This window comes from Bacillus sp. EA-CB0995 (assembly GCF_055814245.1).
The window spans coordinates 889,227-915,344 of the sequence record NZ_CP169269.1 but is presented as its reverse complement, the minus strand read 5'-3'; the positions used below and the strand labels follow the sequence as shown (position 1 = coordinate 915,344).

Genomic DNA, 26,118 nt, shown 5'->3' with positions numbered 1-26,118 from the left:
CTGAAAATCAAACAAAAGAAGTAACCTTTAAAGCTATTGATCTCACTTTGTAAAAAAATATATATCAATTCAAAATCCGATATAAAAACCCTTTTCTTTTTCGGATGGACGAGAGCAACTAGCCATGCATAGAAGCGGTCAGGGCCTGTTTGTGCCACATGCCAAGTTTCAAACAAAAGGAGCAAGCAAGTAGCAGGCCTGTTTGATTCTTCATAGTAGCTACTTAGGTGTTGAAACATGAAAATGGATTTATATAGATAAAACTTGCCATTAAATGAAGTAAGAAATCATTAGTGGAGGATGAAGAAAATCCTCCACTAATGGAAATTTCACTTTATTACTTTGATTTCGGCTCCAAACCAATTTGACGCAGGAAGTCTGCCAGTCCTTTTTTGCCGATTGTTTCTTTTGGCTTAACTGCTTCTGGAACGCCGACTTCTTTTTGCAAGAAGTTTTTCTCAATGAAGCGGACATCTTTCTCGTCCACAACACCGTCTTGATTGATGTCTTGCGGCACGATGGATACATCTTTCTTACCATATACTTCGACTACACTTTTCATATCGCGAATATCAATTAATCTATCACCATTCACGTCTCCGGCAAGACTTCTACCACCTAATCTTATATGTTGTCCGCGCATCTCACCGTTTACAGAATATCCAGGAATGAATTTCTTCACCACTTTGAGATGTCCCGGAACATCAATAACAAATGTGTATGCTTCAGTAGAAGCTGGGATACCATTAATGGTGAAGGCTCCTTTCTCATCAATTGTTCCCTGATATTTTTTGCCGCTTGGGGATATCGCATATACTTGGGCACCGATTTTTGTATAATCCGTTTTTCTCAAATTCTCTGATTGTCCATTCCCCCCAGTCAAAAATCCTTCCGGGAAGATAGAACCCTGCACTCTCGAATGCGTTGGAATAAGGTTAAAATCTGTCGTGCTAAAATAAGGAATAGCAGTAGCTGCCGTTTGTCCCACCTTCATATAAGACGCCTGTTGTACATTAAAGCCAGTAATCATATCGTAATATGCATCACTTACTACTTTGAACGTTACATCAAGGAAAGGCATGTCGCCATCCATACCGCTGAATGCATTCCCTTTCATAGATGCGCCAACTTTCACCTTACTAAAGTAAGCGCCTTCGGTCACCACAGGTTCTTGCAGCGATACTTCTAAACCTTTTTCCTTCGCATACTGATCGGCCGCATTGTTCAACTTCACCTTATCAAACTTGAACAGATTGTTCATGAATTCGACCTGGAATTCCCCAGATACAAGCTGCTTCACATTATTGAGGCTGAGTGTCATGGTAACTGTATCGTCAATTTTCACATCTTTCTTATCGTAACTAGAAGTCGTATATTCCGTACCTTCTTTTACGAAGACATAGCGTTGTTTCTCCATTGCCGTTGCGATATCAAACGTAGTCAAAGTCAAATTTAAAGGTTTTGTTGCAATATCACTTTCCTCAATTCCGAATTTGACATCTCCATTCGCTTGGATCGGGAAGTACCCATCTATGAATCCAGAGTTTGCAGAATAACCCATTTGGTTGGAAGATTGATCATAGTTCAACCCTTTGGATTTTAATAGATCCACTGTCGCATCCTTGGCTGTTCCATGCAGCCATACTGCTTTTTGTCCATCCTCTTCCGTAAACATGGAATCATTGACCTCGATTACACCCGGTTTTTTATCCATGTTTACTTCCGGTGCTGTATTGTCTATAACAAGCGGATTGTCTACAACATATGATTTCCCTTCCTCATCGTACCCAATCATTTCAAATATATAATCGCCTGCTGGAAGCTTTACAGGAGCATCACCAATCGGCTTGGTAGGATCATTTGTAAACGGATAGACATTACCGCTGAATACTCCTATAACAAAAGCTTCTACGTCTGTCGGTAATTTACTAGTGTTCAGTGTTCCTACCAAACCTACAGCTTTCCCTGTTTTACTGTCCTTAACAAGCACATCGACGGTTTTCATTGGGCTATTTACCTTCATTATTACATGAACAAAGGGGTTTAAATATAGCCAGAAAGGTGTTGTATTTGTTACAGATGGTGTCGTCGTTTTTATATATTCAAATCCCTTTTCCGTCACCATAACAGCGAATGGAATTTGATACGTTTCAGCTGGATTGTTCGCATTCGTTACATGAATATATCCTTCGTATCTGCCTTTTGCTGCGCTAGCAGGAATCGTAATTTTTGGCTGTAGCTCCTGCGTTTGTCCACTTGCTACTGTAAGAGATGCTGGCACTTCCACTTGTACACCGTTCTTCACCGCATCTTGAATGCCTGTACGCTCGCCGTGATATTCGACTTCTACTTTAAAAGATTTTTCTTCCTTACTATGGTTTTGAACAGTCATCTTTTTGCTCGCTTCAATTGGTTGATCACCTTGTTTAACATGTCTACCGAACATAATAGAGCCTGTTTGTTCGTCAATTTCCACAACACTTCCGTTTTCGATATTTTTTGTTTTGTCTAATACTTTAATGGATGTGTCCGTATGAACAGCTTGATACGCATCGATGCGTCCCGCGCCTACTTCGTATACGGAATTCTTCCCGTTCAAATCATCCGATGTATTCATAAGCGCCGCTTTTACATCGAAAGGAGTGTATTCTGGATGCGCTTGCAAAATTAAAGCTGCTGTTCCTGTCACGTGAGGAGTTGCCATAGATGTCCCTGATAAGCGGACATATGCATTACCATAATTCACACCATCCTGCGGGTCATTCAAATATTCCGGTGCAGTAGAGAAAATCGACACACCAGGAGCGACTACATCTGGCTTAATGTCGTAATTTCCATTTACTGGTCCACGCGAACTGAAATCAGCTAAGTGGTCCCCTTCTGTTTTCGTATTGCTTAACGTTTCGAATTTAAAAGATCCTTCACCTAACGCCTTTAACCGTTCGCCATCCGCTTTGGACAGGCGGAAAGATGGAATATAACCGACACCCTCACCTAAATAGGAAGAGATTTGCCCGTCGACGTTGTTATACACGATAACCGCTTTTGCGCCAGCATTTTTCGCGTTTTTAATTTTTTCATCAAACGTAATTTCTCCGCGCTGAATCAATGCAATTTTTCCATTGAGATCTTTCCCTGCAAAATCAGCTGCTTTCCCAAGTCCTGCAAATACAATTGGGAGGGATTGTCCTTGGAAATCTGCTAACTTATCAGGAAAATCTTTCGCTAATAGTTGCATATTTTCAAATTTTTCATTCGCTGCACTTGCGCTAAATGTAGGAATCGACATAGAAACATCGCTTGCTCCTACTGAAATACCAAGAGCGGCCGCTCCTGGTGAACCGAGTGTTTTTTCACCCGGTCCAGCGTTACCAGCGGCAACAACTGTCACCACACCCGAAAGCATCGCATTATTTGTTGCGACAGAAGTCGCATATAACGGATCGTTCGTCTGCGCACCTAGCGACATGTTGATCACATCCATACCATCTGCAATCGCCTTATCGATTCCCGCAAGAATTCCCGCTGTATTTCCACCGCCCCAAGGACCTAATACTCGATAAGAATATAAATCGACTTCAGGCGCCACGCCTTTCACTGCATAATCCACATTATTTTTCTTTTGCGCTGCAATTGTTCCTGCCACATGTGTACCATGGTTTGTATAATACACATAACCAGGGGCAGTTGGCTTACCTGCTTTAATCCAATCCTCGTATGTTGTTTCCATCGGATCTGCATCGTTATCGACAAAATCATATCCGCCTTTATAGGCATCTTTTAGATCGGGATGATTATAGTCAATACCTGTATCAAGAACGCCGACTTTAATTCCTTGCCCCATAATGTTCTCGGCATGAAGCTTGTCCACACCAATTTGCGGAATGCTATCTGCCATTTTCGGATCGATTGTTTCTTTCGTTTCTACTGGAGGTTCTACTTTTACTTCGTAATCTTTAAAGACACGTTTGACTACGCCAGATTGCATTAAATCCTGCACGGCAACACCAGGTAACGTCATAGCTACACCATTGATTGCGTTCTTGTATTCGCGTGTGACCTTCATCGTTTGCGTATCGTACGTGCCGACGTCCTTCTTCGCTTTCAAGGATTCGACATGTTGTTTGAACACTTTATGTTCTTCATCTACTTTTGCTTGCGCAGTCGTCGCAGTGATTTTCTTCCCTTTCGCCGCTTGTTTCATTACTTCAATTTTTGCTGGTGCTTGATTGAATTCTACGATAACGTTAACTAATTCAGGACTATTTGAATTAATATCAGGTGAAATCGTGAAATTAGGAGTTGCATCTAACTGTTCCAATGCTTTCCTTTGTTCTGGAGACAAATTCGTTAGTACTTGTTCCGCATTATCAACCGGATTCAGTGCAACTGTGCTTTCTGCCAATACGTTATACGGAATGCCTTGTGACAATAGCATACCAGCTACTAATGTTCCTGCGAAAATCTTTCCTTTTCTTCTCTTCATAGCGCATCTCCCTTTACTTATTTATAACAATCCATGAAACTAGTAAACTACGATGCCATTCTGAAAATGAAACAAAAGAAGTAATCTTTAAAGCTATTAAAAAATATTTCAATTCAAAAATCTAATATAAAAACCCTTTTCTTTTTCGGATGGGCTAGTGCATAGTTTCAAACAAACGGAGCAAGCAAGTAGCGGGCTTGTTTGTTTCTTCCTAAAAATGGTTTTATATAGATAAAGCCTAGCGTTAAATGAAGTAAGAAATCATTAGTGGAGGATGAAGAAAACCCTCCACTAATAGAAGTTTCACTTTATTACTTTGATTTCGGCTCCAAACCGATCTGACGCAGGAAGTCTGCCAGGCCTTTTTTACCGATTGTTTCTTTTGGCTTAACCGCTTCTGGAACGCCAACTTCTTTTTGCAAGAAGTTTTTCTCAATGTAGCGGACATCTGTCTCGTCCACAACACCGTCTTGATTGATATCTTGCGGCACGATAGATGCATCCTTCTTACCATATACATCGACTACACTTTGCATATCGCGAATATCAATCAATCTATCACCATTCACGTCTCCTGCAAGATTTTTAGCACCTAGTCTAACATGTTGCCCGCGCATCTCACCGTTTACAGAATATCCAGGAATGAATTTCTTCATCGCTTTAAGATGTCCCGGAACATCAAAAACAACTGTGTATGCTTCAGTAGAAGCTGGGATACCCTTAATGGTGTAGAATCCTCTCTCATCAATTGTTCCCTTATATTTTTTACCGCTTGGGGACATCGCATATACTTGAGCACCGATTTTTGTATAATCCGCTTTTCTCAAATACTGAGAGCCCTCATTCCCAAGCAAAAATGCTTCTGGTCCGATAGAACCCTGCACTCTCGAATGCGTTGGAATAATGTTAAAATCTGCCGTGTTGAAATAAGGAATAGTAGTGGCTGCTGTTTGTCCCGCTTTCATATAAGACGCCTGTTGTACATTGAATCCGATAACATTATCGAAATATGCATCACTTACTACTTGGAACGTTACATCAAGGAAAGGCATATCTCCGTCCATACCGTTGAATGCATTTCCTTTCATAGATGCGCCAACTTTCACCTTATTATTGTAAGTTCCTTCAGTCACGACAGGTTCTTGCAGCGATACCTCCAAGCCTTTTTCCTTTGCGTACTGATTCACCGCATTGTTTAATTTCACATTCTCAAACTTGAACAGATCATTCATGAATTCGACCTGGAATTCCCCGGATACAAGCTGCTTCACATTATTGAGGCTGAGTGTCATCGTAACTGTATCGTCAATTTTCACATCTTTCTTATCATAACTAGCAGTCGTATATTCCGTACCTTCTTTCACGAAGACATATTTTTGTTTACCCATTGCCGTTGCCATATCAAACGTAGTCAAAGTCAAACGTAAAGGGTTTGTTGCAATATCACTTTCCTCAATTCCGAATTTCACATCTCCATTCGCTTGGATCGGGAAGAATCCATCTATGAATGGAGAATTTGCAGAGTAACCCATTTGGTTGGACGATTGATCATAGTTCAACCCTTTGGATTTTAATAGATCCACTGTTGCATCCTTAGCTGTTCCATGCAGCCATACCGCTTTTTGTCCATCCTCTTCCGTAAACATGGAATCATTGATCTCGATTACACCCGGTTTTTTGTCCATATTTACTTCCGGTGCTGTATTGTCCACAATAAGCGGATTATCTGCAATATATGATTTCCCTTCCTCATCGTGCGCAATCATTTCCAGTATATAATCGCCTGCTGGAAGCTTCACAGGAAGATCGCCAATCGGCTTGGAAGGATCATTTGTAAATGGATATACCGTACCGCTAAATGCTCCTATAAGAAAAGTTTCTCTGTCTGTCAGTAATCCACTAGTGTTCGCTGTTCCGATAAAACCTACAGCTTTTCCTGTTTTACTGTCCTTAACAAGCACATCAATTGTTTGCATCGGACTATTCAACTTCATGATTCCGTGAACCGTAGGTTCCAAATAATACCAGAAAGGTGTTGTATTTGTTACGGATGGTTTAGTCGTTTTTATATATTCAAATCCCTTTTCCGTCACCATGACAGCGAATGGAATTTGATACGTTTCGGCTGGATTGTTCGCATTCGTTACATGAATATATCCTTCGTATCTGCCTTTCGCTGCGCTAGAAGGAATCGTAATTTTCGGCTGCAACTCCTGCGATTGTCCGCTTGCTACTGTAAGAGATTCAGGAACCTCAACTTTTATACCGTTCTTCACTGCATCTTGAATACCTGTACGTTCGCCGTGATACTCCACTTCCACTTTAAATGATTTTTCTTCCTTGCCGTTGTTTTGAACCGTCACTTTTTTGCTCGCTTCAATTGGTTTACCCTCTTGCTTAAAATGTCTGCCGAACATAATAGAGCCTGTTTGGTCGTCAATTTCGACAATATTTCCGTTCTCAATATTTTTTGTTTTGTCCCATACTTTGATGGATGTGTCCGTATGAACAGCTTGATACGCATCGATGCGCCCCGCGCCCACTTCGTATACGGAATTCTTGCCATTCAAATCATCCGATGTATTCATAAGAGCTGCTTTCACATCGAAAGGAGTATATTCTGGATGCTCCTGCAGAATCAATGCTGCTGTACCTGTCACATGAGGAGTCGCCATAGAAGTACCAGACAGTCGTATATATGCATTGCTGTAATTCACACCGTCCTGCGGATCATTGATATATTCCGGTGCAGTAGAGAAAATCGACACACCAGGAGCGACTACATCTGGCTTAATATCATAATTTCCATTTACCGGCCCACGTGAGCTAAAATCAGCTAAGTGATCGCCTTCCGTTTTTGTATTGCTCAGCGTTTCGAATTTGAAAGATACTTCACCTAGCGCCTTTAACCGTTCGCCATCCGCTTTTGACAGACGGAAAGATGGAATAAGACCTACACCTTCACCTAAGTAGGCAGATATTTGTCCGTCGACATTGTTATACACAATAACCGCTTTAGCTCCAGCATTTTTTGCATTTTTAATTTTTTCATCAAACGTAATTTCTCCGCGCTGAATTAACGCGATTTTTCCGTTGAGATCTTTCCCCGCAAAATCAGCTGGTTTACCAAGTCCCGCAAATACAATTGGTAAGGATTGTCCTTGGAAATCTTCTAACTTATCAGGAAAATCTTTACCTAATAACTGCATGTTTTCAAATTTTTCGCTCGCTGCACTTGCACTGAATGTAGGAATGGACATAGAAACATCACTTGCTCCGACTGAAATGCCAAGAGCTGCCGTTCCCGGGGAACCGAGAGTTTTTTCATTCGGTCCGGAGTTTCCTGCGGCAACAACTGTCACCACACCTGAAAGCATAGCGTTATTTGTTGCGACAGAAGTAGCATATAACGGATCATTAGTTTGTGCGCCTAACGACATGTTAATAACATCCATACCATCTGCAATCGCTTTATCTATTCCAGCAAGGATTCCCGCTGTATTTCCTCCGCCCCAAGGGCCTAATACTCTGTAAGCATATAAATCTACATCAGGTGCTACACCTTTCACCGCATAATCCGCATTGTTTTTCTTTTGGGCTGCAATCGTCCCCGCTACATGCGTACCATGCTCTGTGTAATAGGTATAGCCTGGAGATGTTGGTTTACCAGCTTTTATCCAATCGGCGTATGTTGTTTCCATCGGATCTGCATCGTTATCTACAAAGTCATATCCGCCTTTATAAGCACCTTTTAAGTCAGGATGATTATAGTCAACACCTGTATCAAGAACGCCGACTTTAATCCCTTTACCTGTAATATTTTCTGCATGGAGCTTGTCCACGCCAATTTGCGGAATGCTGTCCGCCATTTTTGGCTCGATTGTTTCTTTTGTTTCTTTCGTTTCTACCGGAGGTTCTACTTTTACCTCGTAATCTTTAAAAACACGTTTTACTACTCCGGATTGAATTAAATCCTGCACTGCAACACTAGGTAAAGTCATCGCTACACCACTGATTGCATTTTTGTATTCACGTGTAATCTTCATTTTTTGCGTATCGTACGTGCCAGCATCCTTCTTCGATTTCAAGGATTCGACATGTTGTTTAAACACTTTATGTTCTTCATCCACTTTTGCTTGCGCAGTAGTAGAAGCTATTTTCTTTCCTTTCGCCGCTTGTTTCATCACTTCAATTTTTGCTGGAGCCTGATTGAATTCCACGATAACGTTAACTAATTCAGGACTATTAGAATCAATATCAGGTGAAATCGTAAAATTAGGACTTACATCTAACTGTTCCAACGCTTTTCTTTGTTCTGGAGACAGATTCATCAGTACCTGTTCCGCATTATCAACTGGCTTCAGTTCAACCGCGCTTTCTGCCAATACGTTATACGGAATACCTTGTGACAATAGCATGCCAGCAACTAACGTCCCCGTAAGAACCTTTCCAAATTTCCCTCTCTTCATACAAGTTCCCCCATCTTTGTTTTTATTTGTAGTCAATGTATAACATAAATTCACGAAGCTATTAGACTACGACTCTACTTCCTTATTTTATTAAATTTATACTTTTCTGAAAATTATCAAAAAGGAATATTTTTTATAGTTATTAGTTCTATACCGTATAGTACAAAAGAACTACTCCGTGCCTTATTATTTCGAGTGAAATAATAAAACACAGAGCAGTTCTTTTAAGCGCTTTTATTTAAGAAAATGGAACAAGCTGATTTCGAACGGCATATATGACTGCTTGTGAACGGCTTTTCACATTTAGTTTTTTGAAAATCTTATTAATGTGAATTTTAACTGTCTTGTCACTGATATATAGGGCTTCAGCAATTTCTTTATTACTAAGACCTTTGACCAATTCAAACAGAATTTCTTTTTCACGCTCTGTCAGTTCATTTTCATTTGATTCTGATTTCGTTTGCTGATGGTATGTAATCAACTTTTTAGTCATGCGCGGGTGAATCACAGAATCTCCTTGTAGTACCATTCGAATTGCGGCTACCACTTGCTCGGATGATGAATCCTTTAGTAAATAACCGTCTGCACCTGCCCGAAGAGCAGACATCAAGTATTCATCATGTTCATACATCGTTAATACGAGAACGCGGCAGTTCGGATACTGTTCTTTCACAAGCGATGTAGCCTCAATACCATTTTTTCCTGGTAAATTAATATCCATTAAGATACAATCAGGTCTGCACTCTTCCACTTTCTTTAATACCTCATCCCCGGAAACAGCTTCTCCAACTACTCGCATATCAGATTCGAGTTCCAATATACTTCGAATTCCATCACGCAAAACAGTATGATCATCCACTACTAATATTCGAATCATGATACTCCTCCCCCATTTCTGAATCTGGAATTAGCAATGTGATTTCTGTGCCTTTTCCTGCTGAACTATCAATCTGAAGGGCAGCCCCTAGCTGTTCAGCCTGTTCATTCATATGTAATATACCATAATGCGGCTCATTCTTTGCTTTAATCATAGATTCAAAAAGGGAAAAGCCAATTCCATTATCCTTCACTTTCAAAAGTACATGTTCCCGTTGATAACTGAGTAAAACGTCAACTTTGTCTGCCTTTGCATGCTTTACAATGTTCTGCAAGCTCTCCTGCAAAGTATCGAAGATGACTCGTTCTTTCGTAAAACTAAGTTTTCGAGAACGGCCTCTTTCATGATATGTAATAGCTAGATTATATTCTTGTTTTAAGGATTGAATTTTATTTGTAATTGCTTGTTTTAGCCCTAACCTTTGTGTTGGATATGGCTTTAAAGCATAAATAGAATAACGAACTTCCCCTAAACTTTTCCGTAATTTTTTTATGCTTGTATCTACCACTTGCTGCATGTCCTTTGGTCGATCTGCGTACTTTTTCTGAGCTGACTCCATCTGGAATATCACTCCGGCCAATGCTTGTGCGATTCCATCGTGAATTTCACGAGCAATTCGATTTCTTTCTTCCAAAATCGTTCTTTTTTCTTGTTCAGAGACAAGTGTCCGTGTTTTAAGCAAGCTGCCCAATTGATTGGCAAACGTAGCTAAAGTCTGTACATCTTCAGTAATAAAGCTCGCACTTCTGCTTTTCCCTGCTACAAACATTCCAACCAATTCATGATTTACTTTAAGAGGTAAATATACAAGAGAGCGCATCGTATTTTCAAACACTTCATCTCCCGGAGCCATACCTGTTTTCCAATCCGTAACAACAACAGTTTCAGATATCTCTTCAAACTTCGTATACAGGTCAGAATAATCAGAAATATCACGGTGCACTTTTCCATCCTTTAATAAAAGTGTCCAGTTTTCCTCATCTTTTGCCCATAAAACATATGCCTGTATTCCTAGGAATCCTTTCAGTGATTGTTTCATTTGCTGTAAGTTTCCGGCGGATAACCCATGACTTAATTCCGTCGTAATGGAAAAAAGCTTATATAAGCGTTCTTTTTCCACCCGTATTTGTCTAACGAAAGAGCTAATAATACAGATTGCCACAAGCGGGAAGAAGAAGAACAGAACCATAATTTCATCCATCACTCCGCGATATCGGTAATCTAAAATATGTATAAGCGAGGAGTAAAATAAACAAAAACTCACACTCAATAATACTAATATATTTTTTTACGCCACTCTTCTAGCGGATATGGCTGAGGAAGAAGTATGATTAAAAGATCGTAAAAAATGCTGTTAAAAAAGCAAAGAAACACGCTGAATAAAAATAAGCTTATGAATTTTTCATATAAAACTGAGAGATTCATCCCAGAAATAAAAAGAGAGAGACATTCGCTGGAAAGCCAGTCTGCTAATATAATACTAAGAGCAAGCTGAGCACAATTAAATAGTGTCCTTTGCATAGGTAAGCGGCGAAGCAAATGGATACATAACATCACACATACACAAGAAACAACAGTTATATGTATTCCAAACTGCCAATTCATTACATAAATGAGCGTAAGACTTAGTGTGATTCCCCCTCTCCAAATACGGATAGGAAAATACTCAGTAATTCCCATAAACATAATTAACACCAAAAGCAGTATGAGATGAGAAGGCATTTTACTTAAAAATAAGGAAATGATAACAGCAATCACACCAAGAAAAGAAATAGAATAAATATAAAAACTAGCTACTTGTTCTCTCATAGAAGTAAAGTCTATCTTTTTCAAAACGATCCCTCCCCCAAAATCTATTATCATCATTATCTAACAAAAAACCGGCACTGGCAAAATGAGAATGTTCCCATTAGCCAATCACCGGTTGTCCACTGTTCCTTAGAAGGGGTGGTACAATATTAGTATAAAACGAGCCTCCTTATTTGACTATCCATCAAATGTTATAATTGTAAATATATTCTATTCTAATCATATAGAACTAAAGATGTATATGAATCAACTTCATAATTGTTTCTTTACCAGTAAAAGATAATGCCTTGGATCCAATTTGTTCATATAATTTGTACTGCTGAAAGTAATTTGGGCCATAAATAAGCTTCATATCAGAATCATGCAACATACTCATATTTTAAGTGCGTATTAAAAAAAATGAGGTGATTTTTTCATGAATAATCAGCCAATGTACTTTCCGCATGTAAATTATAATCAACAGCCGTATTATCAACACCCAGATTATCCACAACCAGGTTATCAACCATTCGAGGACACAAGGGAAATCGACGATGATGTCTATCGTCCCGACGATGCTGAAGATGCTCCAACAACCCCACCACCGGCACAAGCACCAGCAGCACCAGCAGCATTTTCTTCTCCTATACAAGCGTTTCAAATACGATCAGCGATGTGTAATTGTTTAGGTAGATGGGGATTTATTGGTTTAAGAGGACAAGGACCTTTTGGTAGAGATTTTTGGTTTTATACAACTGAAGTTAGACAAAACGGAGTATCCGGATATATTTGGCAATCAGGACGTCGACGAAAAGTAAGCTATCGGTATGCACAAATTAGAAACTTTATGTGTGTCTCTTAACGGAAATAACAGACCAACTATTTGAAAAGAAGAGGAGAAGTCCTCTTCTTTTTATATTCATTTCACTTGTAGCATACATAAAGTGAAACTTCCATCAGTGGGGATTTTACGGGCAGTTATCCCTCACCTATCTTCCTCGTCTCTCTTTGAATCTTGAGGTGGAGGTCTTACTGCCCGTTAATGCGGGATAAATTTTACGCTATTCAAATTCAAACATTAATATTATGATGAACTTAACTAATTCGAAAGAAGTTGAGAAATATGAAAACAATATGTTTAAGAAACGGAAAAGAAGTAATTATAAGAGAGGCTTTACAAAAAGACGCTCAATCTATGATTGATTTTTATAATGTAGTCGGCGGCGAAACTGATTTTCTTTCATTCGGGAAAAATGAGTTCAGTATGTCTTTAAATGATTATGAAAAATTCATAGAATCTACTGGAGCAGATAATAGTTCCATCATCTTACTAGCAACAATGGATGATGAAATCATAAGCATCGCATCTATTACCTCGAGTCCAAAAGCTAGAACAAAACACGTAGGAACACTAGGGATCGTAATTGCAGAAGAGTACTGCGGATTCGGTTTAGGTAGAATACTGATGGACGAGCTTATCGAGTGGGCAAAATTAAATGGGACTACGAAGAGAATACATCTCGTAACGAGAGAAGATAATGCTAGAGCAATAGAATTATATAAGAAAGTTGGCTTTAAGGAAGAAGGATTATTACAACAAGATACGTATATAAATGGTGTTTATTATAATACTCTTATTATGGGCTTGATGATTTAGATACCTATATAACGTAAAACTTCCATCAGTGGGGCTTTTCTTCATCCCCCACTGATGTTTAGTCATTCGCTTTACGCTTCAGTACTCCCTAACGATTTCATATTCTCTCTCATCAACCTTATAATGCTCTCATAATACGAATGTTCATGCTGAACAAAGTTACTTTTATCTACAGCCTTATGGATTAAAACTTTTTCCCCGGCTTCATTCACTTCGAATCCTTCCACTGTAATTTCATTCATTTCTCCTAACCAAAGTTCAGAGAAACTATTAAATTCAGTTTTAACAATGCCTGATACTTCTTCTATTTGCAGCTTATATTCATCCATTGGTTTTTTATTTTCATATAAAAAAACGTGAGCTAATTCTTTATCAATAAAATCTCCTATTGTAACGCAATAATCGATAATACCTAATGACACTAATTCATCAAACGAGACATCAATCCCTACTTCTTCCTTCACCTCTCGGATTCCATCATATACCGTTTCGTGTGCCAATATATGCCCAGCAGCTGTAATGTCTAACAGATTCGGATAATCCTTTTTTGTCTCACTACGAATTTGAAAGTGAACATAATCTACTCCGTTTTCTCTACTTATAAACCAACACTGAAACGTCTCATGCCAATGCCCCAGTTTATGTACCTCTTCACGGGTTGCTACTCCTATTGGATTTCTATGATCATCAAATATTTTCAGTAATTCGTTCTCCATGATAGCTTCTCCCCTTCCCCATTCACTTCCTATTCTGTAATTGGCTATATTCTTCTTTTGTATTCACATTAAGAAATAACTCTTTCGACAGCTGTGATTCTTCTGCCGTCACATACTGGACATTACACTGAGATAATAGCCCCTGCATACTTCTCTTACCTTCTTTTAATAACTGTTCTATTTTTCCTTTTACCTTGTGATGATATAGCGCTAAAAGTGGTTGTTTCCGTCCTTCAACTAGTGGAACAATTGCTTCATATGTTTCGTCTGCTCGTTCGATGAATGTCATCGCCCATGCTTTCGAAATATTTGGTGTGTCACACGGTGCAACAATATACCAATCTGCATCTACAAATTCCATGCCTGTTAATAAACCGGCAAGCGGACCGTTTCCTTTATACAGCGCAATATCTTCTACAACTGGTACATACAGTATATGCGAGAGCTCATTTGTAATCGCTGGATGGCTAATCACAACAATGTCTGTAACAACTTCTTTCAATGCTTCTATACTATGTTCAATAAATGTTTTTCCGCACCAAGTTACTAATGCTTTCGGTTCTCCAAAACGACTGGACTGTCCGCCGGCTAATACAATTCCTGCAATTTTCACTGGCGATGCAACTCAAATGTAATGTGTCCAAGCTCTGGTAAAATTAATTTCTTCATCGCAAGGCGAACCGCACCTGTTGATCCTGGCATAGAAAAGACAACTTTCCGTCCAATTGTCCCGCCAATTGCCCTGCTTAACATCGCCGCGCTTCCGATATCTTCTAAATAACTAATCATCCGAAATAGTTCTCCAAAGCCTACAATTTCTTTATCAAGCAACGCTTCCACTGCTTCAATTGTGACATCACGTTTTGTAATTCCTGTACCGCCGTTTGTTAACACAACATCTACATCTTCTTGCTGGCAGCCTGCTAACACAGCTTGCTGAATACTTTCTTTATCGTCTTTTACAATTTCATAAGCCGTTACTTGATGATTTGCTTCTATTAATAACTCTTTTAATAACTGTCCGCTTTTATCTGTTTCTTCTGTACGTGTATCCGAAATCGTTATGATTTTACAACGAACCTGTGCCGGTGCTTGTTTTTTATGTTCTGTGACGCTCATTGTCATTCGCTCCTTCTTCTGAACTATCTAAATTTTATCATATATGATGCAGCAACAAAAAAATGTGCGGCATGTCACACATTTTTATAGAAAAAATATCTCACTTCCGAATTCTTCCTTATAATAGAAATATAGGGATTTTCAAAAGGGAGGAATTTCATATGGATACAATGCGAAAATTAACGACACTATTTATCTTACTTTTCGTCGCTTCCATTAGCGCCGGCATGGCACTAAAAGACGCTGTACCTTACGCAGTCATTGGCGGTTTTGGATGTGCAACAATCTTTTTACTTTGCAGTGCATACTGCTTCGGAAAATCCCGTTCACAGAGGGGGCAATAATTGATGTTCGGTAAAAAATCAGCTATGTGTACATCATGCGGAAAGGAAATTGCGGTACACGAACGTTCTTGGATTTACATGCAATATCCGCCAAGCGGCATAACAAATATTCAAAAGTATATTGAACTAGGCGGAGAAGTGTATTGTACTTCCTGCGTTGGGAAGTTAGAAAAACAGGAAAGTAATTAAATAAAAAAAGCCTTGCACGTGTGTGCAAAGCTTTTTTCTTCCTATATTATAGACCAGCTTGCTCTTTTAAAGCTTCAGCTTTGTCTGTACGCTCCCAAGAAAGATCTACATCAGTACGTCCGAAGTGGCCGTATGCTGCTGTTTGTTTGTAAATTGGGCGACGTAAGTCTAGCATTTTGATGATACCAGCTGGGCGAAGATCGAAGTTGCTGCGGATTAGTTCTACTAATACTTCTTCAGATACTTTTCCAGTGCCGAATGTATCAACAGAGATAGATACTGGTTTCGCTACGCCGATTGCGTATGCAAGTTGTACTTCTGCTTTGTCAGCAAGACCTGCTGCTACGATGTTTTTCGCAACGTAACGAGCTGCGTATGCTGCAGAGCGGTCAACTTTTGTTGCATCCTTACCAGAGAATGCACCGCCGCCGTGACGAGCGTATCCACCGTAAGTATCTACGATAATTTTACGACCTGTTAAGCCAGCATCCCCTTGTGGTCCACCGATAACGAAGCGGCCAGTTGGGTTAATGAAGAATTTTGTTTCTTCATCGATTAACTCAGCTGGTACAACTGGTTTAATTACAAATTCTTTTAAGTTGCGATCGATTTGTTCCCAAGTAATCTCTGGGTGATGTTGCGTAGAAATTACAATTGTATCAACGCGAACTGGCTTACCGTTTTCATCGTACTCAACTGTTACTTGTGTTTTACCGTCTGGACGTAAGTATGGTAATGTATCATCTTTACGAACTTCTGTTAAACGACGAGCTAATTTATGAGCAAGAGAGATTGGAAGCGGCATTAATTCTTTTGTTTCATTACATGCGAAACCAAACATTAAACCTTGGTCGCCTGCACCGATTGCTTCGATCTCTTCGTCAGTCATTTGACCTTCGCGTGCTTCTAACGCTTTGTCAACACCCATTGCGATGTCAGCAGACTGCTCATCGATAGATGTTAAAACTGCACAAGTTTCTGAATCGAAACCGTATTTTGCACGAGTATAACCAATTCCTTTAATTGTTTCACGAACGATTTTTGGAATATCTACATAAGTAGAAGTCGTAATTTCTCCTGCTACCAATACTAAACCAGTTGTTACTGTTGTTTCACAAGCTACACGTGCGTTTGCATCTTTTGCTAAGATTGCATCTAAAATTGAATCAGAAATTTGGTCACTAATTTTATCTGGATGTCCTTCAGTTACAGACTCAGATGTGAACAGATGACGTTTTTTTGTCATGTGGTAAACCTCCCGACAGTAAATGTATATATTGTACGGAACTCATCCTTAATTTGCCACAAACTGCGACATTCATGTATTCTCCCACAAGCGCAAAATAAAAACCTTTCCTATATATAGAGGAAAGGTTGTATTCGCTACTTGCATACTGCTTTTTGCCCTTCGCTCTTATCGCTCGAGACATTACATCTCGCACAGGTTTAAGCACCTATTCACTTGAACTTGTCGTACATACAAGTGAGGTTGCCGGGCTTCATCGGGCCTGTCCCTCCGCCAGCTCGGGATAAGAGAGTATCCGTCCTCAACTATACTAAAGAAATGCTTTTCATTTGTCAATCCATATACACATATTCCTATAAGTTTTTAACGACAGAAATTTATGGAAAAAAATAATATAATAACACAAACAAAAATAAATAAATAGTATACATTATTTATATGATTGTGTTATACTCTTAATGGGGATTACGAGAATATTTATAAATTAAACAAAGGATGGTATATAAAATATGAGTACTGTGAATGTCCAAATTGGATTACATGAGTTATTAAACGGAAGCAATGCACAGGTTCAATTGAGCGTTCCACAATTAACGGAAAAAGTATTAATGAGAAATGAAGGACGATTAACTTCTACTGGCGCTGTTTCTGTTTCAACAGGAAAATATACAGGACGTTCTCCGAAAGATAAATTTATTGTAGACGAAGCATCTGTTACGGACAAAATCGCTTGGGGTTCGGTAAACCAACCGATTTCTGAAGAGCATTTTAATAAATTATATACAAAAGTATTAGAATACTTAAAAGAAAAAGAAGAACTATTCGTATTTAAAGGATTTGCAGGAGCAGACCGCAACTACCGTCTTCCTCTTCAAGTTATTAATGAATATGCATGGCATAACTTATTCGCACATCAATTATTCATTCGCCCAACTGAGGAAGAATTAAAAAATCATGATTCACAGTTCACAATTGTATCTGCACCAAACTTTAAAGCAGATCCAGAAGTTGACGGCACGAACTCAGAAACATTTATTATCGTTTCATTTGAAAAGCGTATCGTGTTAATCGGCGGTACAGAGTACGCTGGTGAAATGAAAAAATCAATCTTCTCTATCATGAACTACTTACTTCCAGAACAAGATATTTTTTCTATGCACTGCTCTGCAAACGTAGGTGAAGAAGGCGATGTCGCTTTATTCTTCGGTTTATCTGGAACAGGTAAAACAACATTATCTGCTGATCCAAACCGCAAATTAATTGGTGATGACGAGCATGGTTGGTCTGATAACGGTGTATTCAATATTGAAGGCGGTTGCTATGCAAAATGTGTGAACTTATCTCGCGAGAAAGAGCCACAAATCTTTGATGCGATTAAATTCGGCTCTGTTTTAGAAAACGTTGTGCTTGATGATCATACACGCATTGCAAATTATGATGACACTGCATTAACAGAAAATACACGTGCAGCTTATCCAATTGATGCAATTGATAACATCGTATTACCTAGCGTTGCAGGTCATCCAAATACAATCATTTTCTTAACTGCTGATGCATTTGGCGTATTGCCTCCAATCAGCAAATTAACGAAAGAGCAAGCTATGTACCATTTCTTAAGTGGTTACACGAGTAAACTGGCAGGAACTGAGCGCGGTATTACTTCACCGCAAGCAACATTCTCAACATGCTTCGGTTCTCCATTCTTACCGCTTGATGCATCTCGCTATGCAGAAATGCTTGGAGAAAAAGTCGAGAAGCACGATGCTAAAGTATTCTTAGTGAACACTGGCTGGACTGGCGGCGAATACGGCGTTGGAAAACGTATGAACTTAGGTCATACACGCGCAATGGTGCAAGCTGCATTAAACGGCGAGTTAGATAGCGCTGAAACAGCGAAACATGATATCTTTGGTCTTGAAGTACCACTTCATGTTCCTGGTGTACCTGATGAAGTATTAATGCCAGAACAAACATGGACTGATAAAGAAGCTTACAAAGCAAAAGCAACTGAGCTTGCGAATAAGTTCAAAGAAAACTTCAAGAAATTTGATAACGTTTCTGAAACAATTGTAAAACTTGGCGGTCCAATCGCTTAAACCCGACTTTACTTTGAAATATCCTAAATCATGTGAATAAGTATGTTGTTATTGCAAGAAAACAAGTACTCACCGACAAAGCCCACGTTTTCTTGTGATAGCACATGCTTACATATAAAAGAGGCCTACGATTCATTTCGTAAGCCTCTTTCCTATTTGCAAACATTTTTGACGATTTCTAAAAAATCAGCTATCAACCTTACAAAATATGGATATAATATATAAGTACACGGTAAAGGAGGGACTTCCATTGCTCTTCTTTTTAATCGCTCTTATTCATTTTGTTATCCCAGCTCTTGTTGGCTTAACATTATATTGGTACACACCTAAGCATAGTATTTTTTATGCGGTCCTCAGCGTTCTTCTCACAGGTATGATTCTTATTAGCTTTTTCCGCTTACCTTTCCTCAACTGGATTCCATTTATTACAGCTATTTTGTATCTTATTTTCTTACCTAAAATAAAAAAATAAGAAAGCAGATTTGATCTGCTTTCTTATTTTGATATATTTTCTTTTACGAGTAATGTTTGATTAGCTTTTTTAGATTTTACAAGCCACAAACCAACAAAAATAACAATTCCACCTATCATTTGTTGTAAAGATAGCTGCTCTCTCGCCCATATTGCCGCAAATAAAACTGCTACAAACGGTGTAACGTACATATACACCATCGTATGAGATGCACCAATTTTTTGAATCCCAACGTACCACATGACAAGACCAAATACAGTAACGAAGAAAATCGAATATAATAACGAAAACCATGTACTGCCGTGCTGAATCTCAAAAGGCAGCTGAACAATTCGCCAACCGCTTACTAATACAAGTGGCGCTGCACCAATCGCTGCCGCCCAGGCCGTTACGCGCAGGGCTGAATATTTCTTCATAAGCGGCCCTGCTAAGACAGGATATAATCCCCAGCAAATCGAAGCAATGAGTCCAATTGCATTGCCATAAAAAGATTGCACAAGTGAACGGCCTGCAAGTAATACAAGTGCTGCTCCTATACACGCAATGACCGATCCAATGAGTTTACGTGATGAAAGCTGTTCTTCTTTCAAGAATACAGCAAACATCGTTGTAAAAATGGGAGAAATCGAAATTAATAGTGACGCATTAGTTGCAGACGTATGTTGAATCGTCTCCATGAACAGCGTTTGATACAGCGTAATCCCCACCATACTAACGAAAGTAAGCCTGACAACATCTTTCCATGCAATATAAAGCGATTTTTCTATGTAAAACGCCAACAATAATAAAAGTGGTGCAGCAGTAACCATGCGCATTGCTGTAAATTGGATTGCTGTTAATTCTACAAGACCGTATTTTCCGATTGTATAATTGATTCCCCATATGATAACAACACAGAAAAGCAGTAATTCAATTCCCCATCTTTTCATACATTTCCCCCACTATATCTAATCCTTTACCTCATTAAATTTCAAGAGACATGTTAAAATTCCTTCTTTCCTTCACCTATCTTCTTTGTCTTCCCTAAATCTTAACGTATACAAGCAGCAAAATAAAAAAGAAGAAAGCAAGTTTAATCCGCTTTCTTCTTTTTTATTTTATTCATTACACCCGAACATGCAGTTTCATATTCGGATTATAATATTGACTTGGGCTTTTTAATTGAAAGTTTCCTCCTGATTCCTGAAAATCAACAATCAAGTTATCATCCATAAAAACGAGCTTCGTTCGATCTGCAATAAACTGAAATTTGTTTGATGAAATCTCTACATCGCGCTCATCTTTTTCAGATACAGCAACTAAGTCAATAATCCCACTCATCACACAGCCGCATCCTTCGTTATCATAAAATAATTTTATATATTTTGCCTCACTTGGAATCATTTCTTTTATTTTTGCATATGCCGCTTCTGTCACTGTAACATTCATTGTTTTTCCTCCTACATATATAACGATTATCCTATTGTAGCATTCTTTTTCATAAACTGATCTGATTTGTATATACAGAAAATTCATTCAAATATATAATAAAATTCATATATTTTCCAAAGGAGGAGTTCATCATGCCAACACTCCAAGACATACAACATAAATTAGATACTTTATTTGCAGTTCATAAGCATGGAATAGACCCTGGATTTAGTCGTTTTATTCCAGCTGTTTACGATCCTATTTCGTTTCCATGGCAAGATTTCTTTGAAAATGATTTTGTTACATATTTTAACGGGCTCATGCTAAAAGGAGAAGATACTGTTCGTAACGTATTTCTAGCTGTCTTTCCAACAAATGAGGTGCTAGATAGATTTCTTGATGAAGGAAAAGCTGGAGATTTATTATTTATGCACCATCCTCTTGTCATGGAATGCGGAGACCCGCAAGGCTTACCAGGGCGCGGATTCGTTCCTATTCCAGAACATTATTTACGGGCCATAAAAGAAAAAGGATTATCCGTGTACACATGTCATGTGCCAATGGATCGTCACAAAGCATATGGTACAAATATCGCTATCGCCAAAGCACTGCATGCGTCAGTCATTGAAAGCTTTGCTGAAGACGACGGGTTGATTTGTGAAATTGCCCCAATACATACAAATGCATTAATCGAAAAAGCAAAAAGTATTTTTGATATTCCGTATGTGGACTTTGAAGGACAAGAACGTTCTCATATTTCGAAAATCGCCATCGTCGCAGGATGCGGTGATAAAGTAAGTATGATGCAAGAAGCAGAGGAAAAAGGCGCACAAGCTTATATTACTGGAGAGGTGCATTGTCATATTGATAATGAATATGGCAAAAAGAAATATGCCATCATGAAAGAGTATATCCCGCATACAAATATGTCACTTATTGGGGTCTCTCATTCTGCGTCTGAGTTTTTAGTGAAAAAGACGCTAATGTATGATTGGTTTTCGCAAAACTTTCATGTAAATGTTGTGTTACTGCCGCAGGAAAAATGGTGGTATTAATACAAAAAGCGCTATTCTTTCTGTAAAAAAGAATAGCGCTTTTTCCTACTCATCCAAAAACCACTTTAAAGTCAAAACGAGTGTTTTACCTACTTAATCTCCTTCACTACAAGTGAAGCGTATGCCTCTGCCCCTGTTTTCGTCAAATGGACTCCATCTGGTTCAAAATATTCCTGCTTCCCAGCACTTGCTGAATACCAATCGACTAGTGTGACATTTGAGAAATTCTTCGCTGCTTCTTTTAATCTCTCATTCACCAATGATTCCCATGGACGCGGCACTCTTGTATTAATTAATATAACTTTACGTTCATTACCTATCGATTGAATCAATGATGTGATTTGCTCAGTAGTAAATGCTCCATTTGTACCTAATCCGATAATTACATACTCTCCTAAATTACCCTCTTTTTTCATTTTATCTACCGTGGCGGTTGCTTCAGACATTTGTCTTCCAATCTTCGCATCGATCTTAATATTAGGAAAAGTATTTTTCAAATATGGAGATATGTCAATCATAATTGAATCTCCAATGGCTGTAACTGTTGGAGGTTCTTTAGGCTTCTCAGAAACCGTTCCTTTTTCTTCTTTATTTTGAGCTGGTTTATCAGCCTGTTCTTTTTGTTCTGTTTGTTCTTTTGGTTTTGTTTGCTCTTTTGGTTTCGTTTGTTCTTTTTGTTCTGTTTGTACTGCTTCTATACTAGCTTTTTTAGAATCCGCTTTTGCTTGGCTCCCTGTTAATAAACCGAAACCAGCTGTCACAGAAACCAATAGTGCAAATGCTAAAGCTAGCTTACCACTTAACGCTAAGTTTCTTATGCTTAAGTTATGTAAACGAATATTCTTCAATGCACCTTGACGAATTGGATTTTCGATAAATTTCCATGAAAGCTGCGCTATAAACAGAATAAGAAAAAGTTGAAAAATGGCCCTCGTAAACTGAAATTCTCCAGTACTCACTTGCGGACTTGTCAATGTGATAATCGGATAATGCCAGAGATATATCCCATAGGATCGGACACCCATCCATCGTAAAGGCCTAAACCTTAAAAATACACTAATTCGGCTAGCTGGATGAGCAAGATTCGCTACTAATAATGCCGTAACAACCGAGAAAAGGAACATTCCTCCTCGGTATAGGAATGGATCATATTGATTCGTCTTCCAAAACATAAAGAGAATCACAATAAGAGCAATTCCTCCAATTACATCAAGAGCAAGACGAGCTGACGGGATAATTTTATTAGCAAGCCTACTGCTCGGCCAAATTAAAGCGAGTGCTGCACCAATCAATAAGGAAAACGCTCTTGTATCGGTACCATAATAAACCCTACTTGGATCAGCGCCCGGTACATATATCATTGCCATTGCGACAGCTGAAGCAATCGCTCCGAGGAAAATAAGTAACGTTATACGTGACTGTTTTTTTATATAGGAAAATCCTAGACTAATTATGAGCGGCCAAACCACATAGAACTGTTCCTCAACAGCTAATGACCAAAAATGATTCAGTGGAGCAAGTTGGCCAAAACTATCAAAATATGATACTTTGTGAAATATATACCACCAGTTACTAACATAGAATAAAGCTGCTAATGAATCTCCCCACATCTTTCCAAGTAAAGAACTATGAAAAATTGTAATCCATGCTAGAATTATAACAAGCATGACAAGCATTCCTGGAAGCAATCTCCTTGCCCTACGCAACCAGAAATTTTTCAAATCAATCCTCTTTTTTCCTTCCATTCAATAACAAGAAGATCGGTAATTAAATAACCAGAAAGTACAAAAAATACAGTAACGCCTAGGAATCCTCCAGGTAGCCACTTAGGATTGAGATGATACAAAATAACACCTAGTATGGCTAGGCCTCTTAGACTTTCTAATCCAACCATATAACGACGATCTTTCTTTAATGGTTCAGGCATTCACAGTCACCTCCCATGTCTCTCCAAGAATTCTATCAATTCTATACTATAACCCGAATATAAACCCATCTATATTTTACGTAATACTACATTTTAAAATGTATCATCAATCATGTAAAGGTTCAACTGAGATACGTGTAATGTGGTTCCGGCACAAGAAATCTACCGAACTTAGACATATTGATTCTATCAAATTAAAAAGGATAATTTTTAGAAAATGCTAGTTTATATAACAAATTCCCTTTATCACACACCTATCTTCCTCACTTCTCTCTCAATCTTGAGGTGGGGTGTTACTGCCCAAAAATAGCGGGATAAAATTCACAAACCGGCCATTCTGTAAAAATGGTACTACTTGCAGTAGATTTAGAGATGCACTATGTGTTACGTCCTCCGCGAATCCACGTTCACGTAACTCTCGGCCACTCCCACAATCCCAAATAAACTCATTAAGATTGGACTTTGCATTTTGAAAAGCACCCATACATAACTGTGCTTCAACTGACTTACTTCCTTGTAAATTTTCTATAATTGCACCTGCTCCTAAATAATCTTCTATTGCTGGTCTCAGCTCATTTTCATCTTCCTTTGGATCTTCCCAATGTTCTCCGCAAGGGACAACCGTAATATTTGCACCAGTTTGTTTTTGGAGGAGATTCGCAGCTTCCGCAACAGCTGAAGCATTCAGTAAACAGCCAATGAAAAGAGCAGGAACTTTCGAAGCAATCCATGTACAAGACGCACCGTTTAATGAACATAAAACAAACCTCTTCCCTTGGTCAGCATCGTTAAATGTTACCGGGGATAAAGAATGCTTACCCATTTCCGCTGCTTCTGCCCTGCTTAACATAAGCTCTGCACCTAATTGCTGTGCATACGCTTTTGCTTTTTCATTTAACGACGGCGGATATGGAAAGATCTCAGCCCCTACATGTAAAGCTGTGACTACTGTCGAAGAAAAACTAAGAACATCTACAATAATCGTAATATCTCCTCGCTTCGCTGCCTCCCTAGCGCCGCGCCGTCCCCACTCTATGCGACATTGAAATGAAGATTGATCAAAGACTGACATATAGTGTCCCCCATCCATTATTATTACTTTCACTCTCATGTTAGCTGCATACTATAAAAAGAAATAGACTATTTTTCAGAATTTTGATAACATATCGAATGAGGTCTGTATAAAAAAAGCGATGTAACAGCTTACACCTTCAGTGAGCTATTACATCGCTTTTTTTATCTCTTTACACAAAACTTAAAAAATCCACATCTGTATACGGAACTCCCTGTTCAATCCGATATCGCAAATTTTTTAATGTGTAAGCCTGCCATTCTTCTAACTTGTCAAAGTCCCATACTTCATGAAACAGCGTAAACAAAAAGACTTCCCGCAGTTTAAGAAAAAGCGGAATTTGCTTTAATATTTCTTTATTCATCGTATGTTCTTTATTATATCCTTCTATAAAATACCTCATAAATTCTTTGGGGAAGGATACATGTTCCGGCCTTACTGACAATCCCTGCCAAACTGCGTGATAAAATGATACCGCAATATCCTGTGCAAACCAGCAAAATGAGCAATCGTCAAAATCAAAAATTGTTAATGTGTTATCCCGCACAAAAAAGTTTCCTTGATGAAGGTCATTATGAATGAGTCCATATGTATCTCTTTCTTTGGAAAGCATCTGAACTTCTGTAATTATGTTTTCATAGCTTACGGCTAACGGTTTACTTATGGATAATAATAAATTCATAGAGTTTACACTCGGCTTCCAAATCGGCCTCTCGTACTCTTCATCATGACTATGATTCCGCTTAGCAACCGCATGCATCTTTCCAATCATTTGCCCCCAGTTTTGAAACAGCCTCATATTCCATTCTTGTTCATTCGCAACGTTTACAAACTGACCAGGTGCTTTTACAAATGAAGTAATAAAAAATGCCTCTTTATCTATATCTATTCGTTCTATATCATTTCCGAAACAAGAGGCAACTGGCAAGGAAACATTCACGCCGCCCTCTTGTAAACTGCGTATAAAATCTAGTTCACTTTGAATTTGTTTTAAATTTCTGCGAGAGCTCGGTGTAATCCGTAAAATACGCTGTTCTCCTTCATACGTATACTCATATACCTCATTTTGAAATCCGCTAGAGAGCTTAACGCAGTTTTCTTCTTTCCCACCAAAATATTTCAATGCTTGTTTGACTTTCGCATGCATGTCATATACCCCTTCTCTTTTTTCTCCTTTACATATATTAGTTTTCCC

The 26,118-nt window shown here is 38.7% G+C and carries 18 protein-coding genes, 2 pseudogenes and 1 riboswitch; of the genes and pseudogenes, 7 read left to right on the top strand and 13 right to left on the bottom strand.

Annotated elements, in window-relative coordinates; translation table 11 throughout:
• Nucleotides 1-337: 337 nt before the first annotated feature.
• From ACEWFJ_RS04865 to ACEWFJ_RS04850, 4 genes and pseudogenes are all read right to left on the bottom strand, one after another.
• Nucleotides 338-4,486: a S8 family serine peptidase gene (locus tag ACEWFJ_RS04865; protein WP_473690747.1), complete on the bottom strand. Its 4,149-nt coding sequence runs from the start codon at nt 4,484-4,486 to the stop codon at nt 338-340.
• A gap of 311 nt (nt 4,487-4,797) precedes the next feature.
• Complete coding sequence (locus ACEWFJ_RS04860) at nt 4,798-8,955, bottom strand: S8 family serine peptidase (RefSeq protein ID WP_473690745.1); 4,158 nt, start codon at nt 8,953-8,955, stop codon at nt 4,798-4,800.
• A gap of 238 nt (nt 8,956-9,193) precedes the next feature.
• The gene (locus ACEWFJ_RS04855) at nt 9,194-9,832 is read right to left on the bottom strand and encodes a response regulator (RefSeq protein WP_253630667.1); all 639 of its coding nucleotides are present in this window, start codon (nt 9,830-9,832) and stop codon (nt 9,194-9,196) included.
• A pseudogene (locus tag ACEWFJ_RS04850) lies at nt 9,807-11,665 on the bottom strand (GAF domain-containing sensor histidine kinase). The gene ACEWFJ_RS04855 and the pseudogene ACEWFJ_RS04850 overlap by 26 nt, the downstream one beginning before the upstream one ends.
• 391 nt (nt 11,666-12,056) lie before the next feature.
• Here ACEWFJ_RS04850 and ACEWFJ_RS04845 point away from each other — a divergent pair.
• A complete protein-coding gene (locus ACEWFJ_RS04845) occupies nt 12,057-12,482 on the top strand; it encodes a hypothetical protein (RefSeq protein WP_473690743.1) in 426 nt (141 codons plus the stop codon).
• A gap of 261 nt (nt 12,483-12,743) precedes the next feature.
• The gene (locus ACEWFJ_RS04840) at nt 12,744-13,277 is read left to right on the top strand and encodes a GNAT family N-acetyltransferase (RefSeq protein ID WP_473690741.1); all 534 of its coding nucleotides are present in this window, start codon (nt 12,744-12,746) and stop codon (nt 13,275-13,277) included.
• A 71-nt stretch (nt 13,278-13,348) separates the two neighbouring features.
• Here ACEWFJ_RS04840 and ACEWFJ_RS04835 read toward each other — a convergent pair whose 3' ends face one another.
• Genes ACEWFJ_RS04835 through ACEWFJ_RS04825 form a run of 3 tightly spaced genes read right to left on the bottom strand, consistent with a single transcriptional unit; the run spans nt 13,349 to nt 15,112 of the window.
• Nucleotides 13,349-13,993, bottom strand: a complete 645-nt coding sequence (locus ACEWFJ_RS04835) for an NUDIX hydrolase (RefSeq protein WP_473690739.1) — start codon at nt 13,991-13,993, stop codon at nt 13,349-13,351.
• Nucleotides 13,994-14,015: 22 nt separating this feature from the next.
• Entirely contained in the window at nt 14,016-14,606 is a 591-nt protein-coding gene (mobA, locus tag ACEWFJ_RS04830; RefSeq protein ID WP_473690737.1) for a molybdenum cofactor guanylyltransferase, read from the bottom strand.
• Nucleotides 14,603-15,112 (bottom strand): MogA/MoaB family molybdenum cofactor biosynthesis protein, encoded by a 510-nt coding sequence (locus tag ACEWFJ_RS04825; RefSeq protein WP_429718178.1) that lies wholly within the window; start codon nt 15,110-15,112, stop codon nt 14,603-14,605. Before ACEWFJ_RS04825 ends, mobA begins: the two co-directional genes overlap by 4 nt.
• 161 nt (nt 15,113-15,273) lie before the next feature.
• Between ACEWFJ_RS04825 and ACEWFJ_RS04820 the strand changes: the two genes are divergently transcribed.
• Together ACEWFJ_RS04820 and ACEWFJ_RS04815 are read left to right on the top strand one after the other, a co-directional pair.
• Nucleotides 15,274-15,456, top strand: coding sequence for a hypothetical protein (locus ACEWFJ_RS04820; protein WP_473690735.1), 183 nt, complete (start codon nt 15,274-15,276; stop codon nt 15,454-15,456).
• 3 nt (nt 15,457-15,459) lie between these two features.
• A complete protein-coding gene (locus ACEWFJ_RS04815) occupies nt 15,460-15,645 on the top strand; it encodes a hypothetical protein (protein WP_473690733.1) in 186 nt (61 codons plus the stop codon).
• Between the two features lie 46 nt (nt 15,646-15,691).
• Here the strand turns inward: ACEWFJ_RS04815 and metK are convergent, their stop codons facing one another.
• Nucleotides 15,692-16,891 carry a methionine adenosyltransferase gene (gene metK / locus ACEWFJ_RS04810; RefSeq protein WP_473690731.1) on the bottom strand — a complete coding sequence of 400 codons (1,200 nt, stop codon included), beginning with the start codon at nt 16,889-16,891 and terminating at the stop codon, nt 15,692-15,694.
• A 165-nt stretch (nt 16,892-17,056) separates the two neighbouring features.
• Nucleotides 17,057-17,181: riboswitch (SAM riboswitch) on the bottom strand.
• Between the two features lie 219 nt (nt 17,182-17,400).
• Here metK and pckA point away from each other — a divergent pair.
• Entirely contained in the window at nt 17,401-18,987 is a 1,587-nt protein-coding gene (gene pckA / locus ACEWFJ_RS04805) for a phosphoenolpyruvate carboxykinase (ATP) (RefSeq protein WP_473690729.1), read from the top strand.
• A gap of 250 nt (nt 18,988-19,237) precedes the next feature.
• Nucleotides 19,238-19,459: a hypothetical protein gene (locus ACEWFJ_RS04800; protein WP_440602336.1), complete on the top strand. Its 222-nt coding sequence runs from the start codon at nt 19,238-19,240 to the stop codon at nt 19,457-19,459.
• A gap of 23 nt (nt 19,460-19,482) precedes the next feature.
• Here the strand turns inward: ACEWFJ_RS04800 and ACEWFJ_RS04795 are convergent, their stop codons facing one another.
• Both ACEWFJ_RS04795 and ACEWFJ_RS04790 read right to left on the bottom strand, forming a co-directional pair.
• Entirely contained in the window at nt 19,483-20,388 is a 906-nt protein-coding gene (locus ACEWFJ_RS04795; protein WP_473690727.1) for a DMT family transporter, read from the bottom strand.
• Nucleotides 20,389-20,563: 175 nt separating this feature from the next.
• Nucleotides 20,564-20,887, bottom strand: a complete 324-nt coding sequence (locus tag ACEWFJ_RS04790; RefSeq protein ID WP_253630679.1) for an iron-sulfur cluster biosynthesis family protein — start codon at nt 20,885-20,887, stop codon at nt 20,564-20,566.
• 134 nt (nt 20,888-21,021) lie between these two features.
• Here ACEWFJ_RS04790 and ACEWFJ_RS04785 point away from each other — a divergent pair, with 134 nt between their 5' ends.
• On the top strand, nt 21,022-21,924 hold the full coding sequence (locus tag ACEWFJ_RS04785) for a Nif3-like dinuclear metal center hexameric protein (protein WP_473690725.1): 903 nt from the start codon (nt 21,022-21,024) through the stop codon (nt 21,922-21,924).
• 89 nt (nt 21,925-22,013) lie between these two features.
• Here the strand turns inward: ACEWFJ_RS04785 and ACEWFJ_RS04780 are convergent.
• The 3 genes and pseudogenes from ACEWFJ_RS04780 to ACEWFJ_RS04770 all read right to left on the bottom strand — a co-directional run bounded on the left by ACEWFJ_RS04780 (nt 22,014) and on the right by ACEWFJ_RS04770 (nt 26,070).
• Nucleotides 22,014-23,851: pseudogene (locus ACEWFJ_RS04780) on the bottom strand (acyltransferase family protein).
• 274 nt (nt 23,852-24,125) lie between these two features.
• Nucleotides 24,126-24,923, bottom strand: a complete 798-nt coding sequence (locus ACEWFJ_RS04775; protein ID WP_473690723.1) for a 2-phosphosulfolactate phosphatase — start codon at nt 24,921-24,923, stop codon at nt 24,126-24,128.
• Between the two features lie 172 nt (nt 24,924-25,095).
• Nucleotides 25,096-26,070: a phosphotransferase enzyme family protein gene (locus tag ACEWFJ_RS04770; RefSeq protein WP_473690721.1), complete on the bottom strand. Its 975-nt coding sequence runs from the start codon at nt 26,068-26,070 to the stop codon at nt 25,096-25,098.
• Nucleotides 26,071-26,118: the final 48 nt, after the last annotated feature.

Bases quoted from the DNA above. Each gene is read 5' to 3' on its own strand.
- ACEWFJ_RS04860 (WP_473690745.1), bottom strand. From the start codon at position 8,955: ATGAAGAGAGGGAAATTTGGAAAGGTTCTTACGGGGACGTTAGTTGCT.
- ACEWFJ_RS04815 (WP_473690733.1), top strand. From the start codon at position 15,460: ATGTTCGGTAAAAAATCAGCTATGTGTACATCATGCGGAAAGGAAATT.
- ACEWFJ_RS04855 (WP_253630667.1), bottom strand. From the start codon at position 9,832: ATGATTCGAATATTAGTAGTGGATGATCATACTGTTTTGCGTGATGGA.
- pckA (WP_473690729.1), top strand. From the start codon at position 17,401: ATGAGTACTGTGAATGTCCAAATTGGATTACATGAGTTATTAAACGGA.
- ACEWFJ_RS04835 (WP_473690739.1), bottom strand. From the start codon at position 13,993: ATGGAGAACGAATTACTGAAAATATTTGATGATCATAGAAATCCAATA.
- ACEWFJ_RS04865 (WP_473690747.1), bottom strand. From the start codon at position 4,486: ATGAAGAGAAGAAAAGGAAAGATTTTCGCAGGAACATTAGTAGCTGGT.
- ACEWFJ_RS04790 (WP_253630679.1), bottom strand. From the start codon at position 20,887: ATGAATGTTACAGTGACAGAAGCGGCATATGCAAAAATAAAAGAAATG.
- ACEWFJ_RS04825 (WP_429718178.1), bottom strand. From the start codon at position 15,112: ATGAGCGTCACAGAACATAAAAAACAAGCACCGGCACAGGTTCGTTGT.
- ACEWFJ_RS04770 (WP_473690721.1), bottom strand. From the start codon at position 26,070: ATGCATGCGAAAGTCAAACAAGCATTGAAATATTTTGGTGGGAAAGAA.
- ACEWFJ_RS04820 (WP_473690735.1), top strand. From the start codon at position 15,274: ATGGATACAATGCGAAAATTAACGACACTATTTATCTTACTTTTCGTC.
- metK (WP_473690731.1), bottom strand. From the start codon at position 16,891: ATGACAAAAAAACGTCATCTGTTCACATCTGAGTCTGTAACTGAAGGA.
- ACEWFJ_RS04845 (WP_473690743.1), top strand. From the start codon at position 12,057: ATGAATAATCAGCCAATGTACTTTCCGCATGTAAATTATAATCAACAG.
- ACEWFJ_RS04840 (WP_473690741.1), top strand. From the start codon at position 12,744: ATGAAAACAATATGTTTAAGAAACGGAAAAGAAGTAATTATAAGAGAG.
- ACEWFJ_RS04795 (WP_473690727.1), bottom strand. From the start codon at position 20,388: ATGAAAAGATGGGGAATTGAATTACTGCTTTTCTGTGTTGTTATCATA.
- ACEWFJ_RS04785 (WP_473690725.1), top strand. From the start codon at position 21,022: ATGCCAACACTCCAAGACATACAACATAAATTAGATACTTTATTTGCA.
- ACEWFJ_RS04775 (WP_473690723.1), bottom strand. From the start codon at position 24,923: ATGTCAGTCTTTGATCAATCTTCATTTCAATGTCGCATAGAGTGGGGA.